This is a genomic window from Planctomycetota bacterium, assembly GCA_026387035.1.
GTDB lineage: Bacteria > Planctomycetota > Phycisphaerae > FEN-1346 > FEN-1346 > JAPLMM01.
The window spans coordinates 1-7,240 of the sequence record JAPLMM010000155.1 but is presented as its reverse complement, the minus strand read 5'-3'; the positions used below and the strand labels follow the sequence as shown (position 1 = coordinate 7,240).

General features: G+C 67.4%; 6 protein-coding genes. 2 read left to right on the top strand and 4 right to left on the bottom strand.

Annotation, left to right across the window (positions count from 1 at the left end):
* From NTX40_05295 to NTX40_05280, 4 genes are all read right to left on the bottom strand, one after another.
* A partial coding sequence (locus NTX40_05295) for a cytidine deaminase (protein ID MCX5648498.1) occupies positions 1 to 95 on the bottom strand: 95 nt, incomplete at its 3' end.
* A gap of 111 nt (positions 96 to 206) precedes the next feature.
* Positions 207 to 800, bottom strand: a complete 594-nt coding sequence (locus NTX40_05290) for a hypothetical protein (protein ID MCX5648497.1) — start codon at positions 798 to 800, stop codon at positions 207 to 209.
* Positions 801 to 971: 171 nt separating this feature from the next.
* On the bottom strand, positions 972 to 1,490 hold the full coding sequence (locus tag NTX40_05285) for a hypothetical protein (protein MCX5648496.1): 519 nt from the start codon (positions 1,488 to 1,490) through the stop codon (positions 972 to 974).
* The gene (locus tag NTX40_05280) at positions 1,487 to 2,647 is read right to left on the bottom strand and encodes an AAA family ATPase (protein ID MCX5648495.1); all 1,161 of its coding nucleotides are present in this window, start codon (positions 2,645 to 2,647) and stop codon (positions 1,487 to 1,489) included. The genes NTX40_05285 and NTX40_05280 overlap by 4 nt, the downstream gene beginning before the upstream one ends.
* Positions 2,648 to 3,857: 1,210 nt before the next feature.
* On the opposite strand from NTX40_05280, the gene NTX40_05275 reads away from it, so the two are divergent.
* Together NTX40_05275 and NTX40_05270 are read left to right on the top strand one after the other, a co-directional pair.
* Positions 3,858 to 4,964 (top strand): hypothetical protein, encoded by a 1,107-nt coding sequence (locus NTX40_05275; GenBank protein MCX5648494.1) that lies wholly within the window; start codon positions 3,858 to 3,860, stop codon positions 4,962 to 4,964.
* A 14-nt stretch (positions 4,965 to 4,978) separates the two neighbouring features.
* Positions 4,979 to 7,240 (top strand): VIT domain-containing protein (locus tag NTX40_05270; GenBank protein ID MCX5648493.1); only part of this gene is annotated, 2,262 nt, incomplete at its 3' end.

Below are 7,240 nucleotides of genomic sequence, written 5' to 3'. Positions count from 1 at the left end.
AGAATCGCCCCCACCTGCCGGCGCAGGCACGTCGAGCGCCGCGACACCTCCTCGGCGATCGCCATGAAATATTCATCCCAACTCGGTCGGCTCATGACGAGGTACGGTAGCGAGCGGGGGGGCAAAAGTCAAGCGGCCGCGATACCATACAAAGCCCAGGGATGCCAATCCCTGGGCTTCTTTGGCGTGGAGAGGCGATAACCGGCCTACGGCAGGATCACGACACCCTGCCGGCCGCCGACCTTCACGGGAAGGAACCGCCGGACCCCGTCCGCCGCGGCCGGCTCCAGCGGCGCGAGAACCACGGCCGACGGCGCCGCCTCCGCCCGGATACCCGCCGACGGATACGCCCTCGCCAGGAGCGCCCGGTGCACGGCGAGCCAGTGTTCGGCCGACCGCGCATCCGCCGGCCGGCGGCCGTCGGCAATCAGGATGGCCACCAGGGCCCCATCGTCCCGCACGGCGGCCAGGGGCGGCGCGTCCGGTTCGTCCACCTCCACGCGCAGGACCAGGCGGCACCGCTCGCCCAGGAGAGCGGGGACTTGGGCCTCGACGGCGGCGAAAAGGGCCTCGCGGTCGTGCGGATGCCAGAGGCCGACAACGGCAGTGGTCGAAGGGGATTGCGGATTTCGGATTGCGGATTGCGGATTAAACGGAAACGGCGAAAACGGCATACCCTCGACCGCGGCCGCGGCTAGGGCGGACCAGACCCGGCCGGACGGCGCCCCGGCAAAGAGGTGAAGCGGCTCGGTCGGCAGCGCCGCGCCGCTCGCGCCCGCGAGGAACCCTTGAATCGCCACGTCGCAATCGAGGAATCGCCGCGCCGCCCGCGCGAACCGCTCATGCAGACAGCGGACCTCGCGCCCTCCATCCGACCCGACGACAAAGAGGGCGGCGCCAGCGGAGGCGGAGCGCCCCGCAAGCGGGGCGGCGAACCAAGTTTTCAGTTCGCGATAGGTTTCGACGAGGCTCTAGGCGTCGGGCGTCGCAACGAAAACGGCGGAGCGGACGGCCGGCGCCAGGTCCGCCGGAACCGCGATCACGCTGTCCAGAATCGCCAGGCCGACCTGGTCGCACCGGCCGGCGATGCCGGCGGCGTTCTCGCCCATGTCCGCGGAAGCCAGGTAGGACTGCGGGCCCAGCCGGCCGCACGCCGGCTCCCCCAAAAGGTGCGCGTCGGCCCGTCCGTTCTCGAAGAGGAACACGGCGGCGGGCGCCGAGTGCGGCGCGAGTTCATGGGCCACCGCCAGGGCCGTCCGCCGGCGCGCCGAAGGCTCCACGCCCGCCATCGCCAGAACGTAAAGCCCGCGGATGGCTTTTGGCGGCGCGGCGGGGGGCGGAGCATGTTCGGCGATGCGCTCGTCGTCCGGCGACAGAAGGACGTCGCAGAGCGCGTCGAAGCCGCGCCGTCCCGGCGCGCCGGGATCGGGCGCCCGGCTTCCGGTGAACCGCCGCGGTCCTGCCGCCGAAACGATTTCAAACCCGCTCATGGTTGTAGGTGCGCCCCGGAGATTTCCACCACGCTATTCAGTTCGCCGTAGGGATTGTTCTCGACGTACGGATTGGCCGGGTCGCTCACCCACCGGCCGTCGATGACCAAGCGGTACGCGTACCGTCCGGGCGGCAGGCGGAACTCCCGCTCCCACACGCCGTCCACCTCGGTCGGGCACATCTCGCCGTCCAAGTCGCCTGGGCGCCAGGCGTTGAAGTCTCCCGCGATCCGGACGTGCCGGGCGCCCGGGGCGTGGCAGACGAACCGCACGCCGCCCTCGATCAGAATCGCGCCGTAAACCATCTCGAGGCGTTCGGCCAGTTGCTGCTCCTCCTGCTCTTCCTGCCGCACCTCGGCGCGGGCGGCGCCTTCGAGCGACAGTTGCAGGTCGGCCGAGAGAAGTTCCTGGGCCAGCGCCCGATAGTCCTCGTGCGCGGGCGACTGGGGCAGAAACTCCGAGATGGGGCTCCCGCGCGCCGCCGATTCCCTCAGTTCCGCGCCGAAACGGATGACCGTGGCGAGAACCATCGGGCCGTACTGCTCGCGCAGGTCGGCCAGGGCCCGGCGCATCGACCGCGCCCGCGCGTCGTACATCGTCGCCAGGACGTGCACGGCCCGCTCGGTGCCGGTCCGTTCGGCCAGGCGGTCGATCGTCTCCAGCGTGTGGCCCAGGCCGTGCAGGCTGAAGAACCCCAGGTCCACGGGGATCAGGACTTCGGTGGCGGCCCAGAGGGCGTTGATCGATAGGAGCCCGAGGCCGGGACCGCAATCGACCACGATGACGTCGTACCGGTCTTCGGCCTCGGCGATAACCCGCGCGAGGCGTTTTTCGCGCCCCTCGGTTCCGGCCAGGGTCTGCTCGAGGCTCGCCAGGCCGACGGAGGACGGCGCCAGATAGTAGCGCTCGAAGATTTCCCAGGCGATGTCCGCGAGAGCCAATGGCTCCCGCTCGCCGCCCGCCTTCGCCAGAACGTCCCACGTGCTCAGTTCCACCTCGTCTTCGCGCACGCCGCAGCCGACCGTCGCATGGGACTGCGGGTCCATGTCCACCAGGAGCACGCGGTGCCGTTCGTTGGCGATCGTTCCGGCCAGGTTGATGGCCGTCGTCGTTTTCCCGCACCCGCCCTTGTGGTTGAAGATGGTGATGACGCGCATCGCATTCCTCCTCGGCGCCTCGTTTGGGCACGGACCTGTCGGCCCGCTCTTCGAGGCGCGCTCTCGCCCGGGGCGCCCTGTGGAAGCGCCCACCGTATTCGTCGGTCCGAGGGGGTTGCCGGCTTTAGAAAACTTATCGGACCGTCCTCTCCCGCCTTACCATGCCGTGGCGGGGAACGTGGCCGCGACCAGAAGGTCGCGTCTCGAACGACATCGCGCCTTGGTCATTGTTGTTTGTCGTTTGCCGTTTGCCGTTTGCCGTTTGCCGTTTGCCGTTCCCCAGTCTCCGCTGTTCTCTGCGCTCTCTGCCCCGGCGCGCCGGGGTTGAAAACCCGCCTTGACTTCGGCGGGGCGGTCCTATAGATGTTTCCGAAAAACACCATTCGTCCTTCAATCGGGACGCCATCGTAACCCCTTGCATAATAATTAGTTACATCCATTTCAGGCCCGAGGCGACCCTGAGGCGTTGCGTTACGGAAACATCGCGCGGCCAAGAAACGCGATGGATTGAAGCGATTCCGAAAAATCGTGTGCCGCTAACTCCATGCCCCACAAAGGTTTACAATCGCCTAGCGTTTTTTTTGGAATTGGTTTGGTCCTTTGGCATAGCCCTTGCTCTGTAAGCAAATGAAGGCGCGTTCTTTAATGGCATCGCTTGCGATTCACGCACAGCCCTCCCCCGGGTGCGACGGCTTCACAGGCGCTTTGCCACACAACCCCCTTAACTCCAATTAAGGAACGCGCCTCTCTTTGAGAATAACCGCCCTTCGGGGCGTTAACGGACTGTACGTTGCGGGGTTGTACGTTGCGGGGATCTGGTAGGAGGGTCCGGACGCACGTCTCTGCCAACCGTTCCTTCACACACCCTCGGGTTTCCGAGGCAAGGGGGCAAGAGATTAAGTGACGGACCAACCAGACCGGTGAACCTTAACTAGCCGTTTATCCCCGCAACACGGGCAAGGTCTCCCCTCCGGACCTTGCCCACTTTTTTGCGCCGGCCCATCCATTCGGGTGTGGCACGGCGGGCCTTGCCCCGCCGTGCGCCTCGCACGGCCGGACAAGACCGGCCGTGCCACACGAGGTAGATGTTGCGCCTTCGGCAGGTGCCAGAAAATCCTGGCGCGCCCCCACGAACAAATCTCAGGGAACTTCCGGCCCCGCCCCCGTGTCTAAGAAATCGGAAAGTCCCATTGGTTGGAGGGCGTTGGTCATGGCACGGCAATCTCGCCTCCCGGCAGCGTTGGCGGCCCTGGGCATCTTCGCGGTCGGTTCGTGGGCCGCGGCCTCGTACGTTGAAGAGGAGTTTTCGCCGGGCGAGTCCCCTGCCCGCCCGATCATCGCTCCGGGAGCGCCGCACGTCCCGGAACTGGCGCGGTATCTGGAGCGCCTCGACCTCGCCGAGCCGCTCGTCTGCGGCCGGCTGGCCGTGGTCCCCGTCGTGCTCGGCGCCGGCAGGCTCCAGGGCGCCTGGCTGACGATGGACCGGGCTATCGCCGAGAACGTCCTCGTCGTCACGGAAAAGGGGGGCGGGTCCGTGCCGGTCGTCGTCGTCGAGAACCGAAGCGCGACGCACCACGTGTTCATCCTGGCCGGCGAGGTGGTGACGGGCGGCAAGCAGACGCGGACCGTCCGCCAGGACGTCGTCCTCGCGCCGGGCCAGCAGGCGGACCTCGGCGTCTTCTGCGTCGAGGCGCATAGGTGGAGCGGAAAGTCCGAGTTCGCCGCGAGCGGCCTCCTCGTGCCGCAGTCCATCCAGAAAGAAATGCGCAAGGGCGCCGACCAGTCGGCCGTCTGGACCGAGGTGGCGCGGAACAACTCGGCCCTCGGCACGGAGAACGCGACGGGCAGCCTGGAGGAGGGCCTGAAGGATGCGAAGGTGCAGCGTCGGCTGGCCGAAGTCCGCGCGACGATCGTGCCGGAGGTTCCGGCCGGCAGCGTGGGTTTCATTTTCGTGGACCGTCTGGAGCGGCGTGCCATCGGGGCCGAGTGCTTCGGCCGGTCGGACCTGGCCCGCGCGCTGCTGCCGAAACTCGTCGATGCCTATGCCGTGGACCTCGTCCTTCGGCGCGAAGACAAGGGCCTGCCGATGGTCGATGCGAAGGCCCTGGCCGCCGCGTTCCTGGCTCAAGTCCGCCGTGCCGGAAGTTCACGGGCCTCGACGCCGGGCTCCGGCTCGGGGATACAGACGCGCGCGGCGGGCCTGGTGGGCGACGGCGTCAGCCTCGGCAGCGACGTGGTCCACTACGGTTGCCAGGTTGACGAACGGATCGCGCCCGGGCCGAAACCGATGGTCCCCCAACGGAATGAAAACGAATGAGAAAGGAACTGCCGATGAATCGTGCAAGAGCGCTTGGATGGGCCGCTTCGCTTCTGCTTGTCCTCGTGGCCGCTGTTGAAATGCGCGGGGCGGGGCTGCTCGTGCCGGAGGACAAGAGCCTGCCGCCGCTCGCCGTCAAGTACCTGCGCGTGGACGTGCGGGTCGAGAACCAGGCGGCCGTGACGCACGTCGTCCAGGAGTTTCAGAACTCGACGGACTCGAACCTGGAGTGCACGTACATTTTTCCGCTGCCGAAGGGCGCGGCCGTCAGCGACTTCGCGATGTACGTGGGCGGCAAGCGGACGAAGGGGGAACTGGTGGAGAAAGAAAAGGCCCGCCAGATCTATGAGGAGATCGTCCGGCGGACGCGGGACCCCGGCCTGCTGGAGTACATGGACGGGAGCCTGCTGCGAATGCGGATCTTCCCGGTGCCGGCCAAGGGGACGCAGAAGGTCGAAGTCGAGTACGCGGAAATCGTGCCGATGGACGGCGGGCTGGCGGAATATGTCTTCCCGCTGCGGACGGGGGACAAGGCGTCGGCGACGCTGGAGGACTTCACGGTGGCGGTGCGCGTGAAGAGCGAAACGCCGCTGAAGAACGTCTATAGCCCGACGCACGAGGTGGGCGTCTCGAGGCCGAGCGACTTCGAGGCCGTCGCCGGCGTCGAGACGAAGGCCGCCGTCCTGGACCGCGATTTCCAACTCTTCTGGACCGTGGACAAGAAGGACTTCGGCCTCAGCCTGATAACGTACCGTCCGGACCCGAAACAGGCGGGCCTCTTCCTGATCCTGGTGAGCCCGAAGAGCGAGGTGAATGCGGAGGAGCGCGTGCCGCGCGACGTCGCCTTCGTCCTCGACACGTCCGGCTCCATGAAGGGCGAGAAGATCGAACAGGCGAAGAAGGCCCTCAAGTTCTGCATCGGGGAACTCGGGAAGGACGACCGCTTCGCCATCGTCCAGTTCTCGACGACCGCCCAGACGTTCGAGCCAGGCTGGACGCGCGCCGACGAGGCCGCGAAAAAGAAAGCCTGCGCGTGGATTGACGGGTTCGAGGCCGCTGGCGGCACGAACGCCGGCGAATCGCTCGAACGCGTCTTCGCCCTCCCGATTGAAAAGAACCGCCCGGCGACGATCCTCTTCGTGACGGACGGCCGACCGACCGTCAACGTCACCGACCCGGAAGCCCTCTCGAAACTCGTCAAGGAAAACAACAAGGGGAACCTGCGGATCTTCACGTTCGGCGTGGGCGACGATGTGAACACGCACCTGCTGGACCGCATGAGCGACGAGACGGGCGGCCTGCCGGAGTACGTCCGCGGCGGCGAGGCGATCGACGGCAAAGTGACGCGTCTGTTCACGAAGATGAGCCACCCGGTCCTCACGGACCTGGCGATTGAGATCCCCGGCGTGAAGGTCACGGAGATGTATCCGAAGCAGTTGCCGGACCTCTTCCGCGGGTCGCAGGCGGTGCTGGTCGGCTCGTACGAGGGCGCGGGCGACTCGGTCATCCGCCTACGCGGCCGCGTCGGCGAGAAGAAGGAAGAGTTCGTTTACGAGGGGACGTTCCCCGAGAAGTGCACCGACCGGTCGTTCATCGGCCCCATCTGGGCACACCGCAAGATCGGGTATCTGCTGGACCAGATCCGGCTGCACGGCGAGAACAAGGAACTCAAGGACGAAGTCATCCGGCTGAGCCTGGCCTACGGCATCGAGACGCCGTACACGAGTTACCTCGTGTTGGAGAACGCGCAGCAATACAAGCAATACGGGTTGGCGGTCGGTGGCGCGCCACCGGTCGCCGGGGTGCCGACCACTTCGCCGCGGCCTGCGTTGGCGCCGGCGGCGGACTCGGCCCGGCTCGAGAAGGCGACCAACCGGGTCGAGCGGGAGTTCAGCAGCGTGGGGCGTTCCTCGAGCGGCGGAGCGGCCACGCCCGGGGCCGGGGCCCCCGCGGCCGCGGGCGTCGGCGGCGGCGGCCCGCCGTACTCATCCGGCGGTTCTGTCGCCGGGTTCCGCGCCGGCGAGGAAGACCTCAGGAAGGCCGACACGGGCGCCAAGGCGGTGGACATCGCCCAGAACATTCAGCGTCTGCGTCAGGCGGAGAACTACGGGCGCGACATGCGCGGCGTGCAGAACGTGCAGCAGCGCGGGAACCGGCAGGTGGCGAACTATCGCGGCGTCTGGGTGGACGACCAGTTCCAGGGGACCGAGAAGGTGACGAAGGTCCGCTGGGGCTCCAACGCCTACTTCCGCCTCGCGCGGGAGCGGACGGACCTC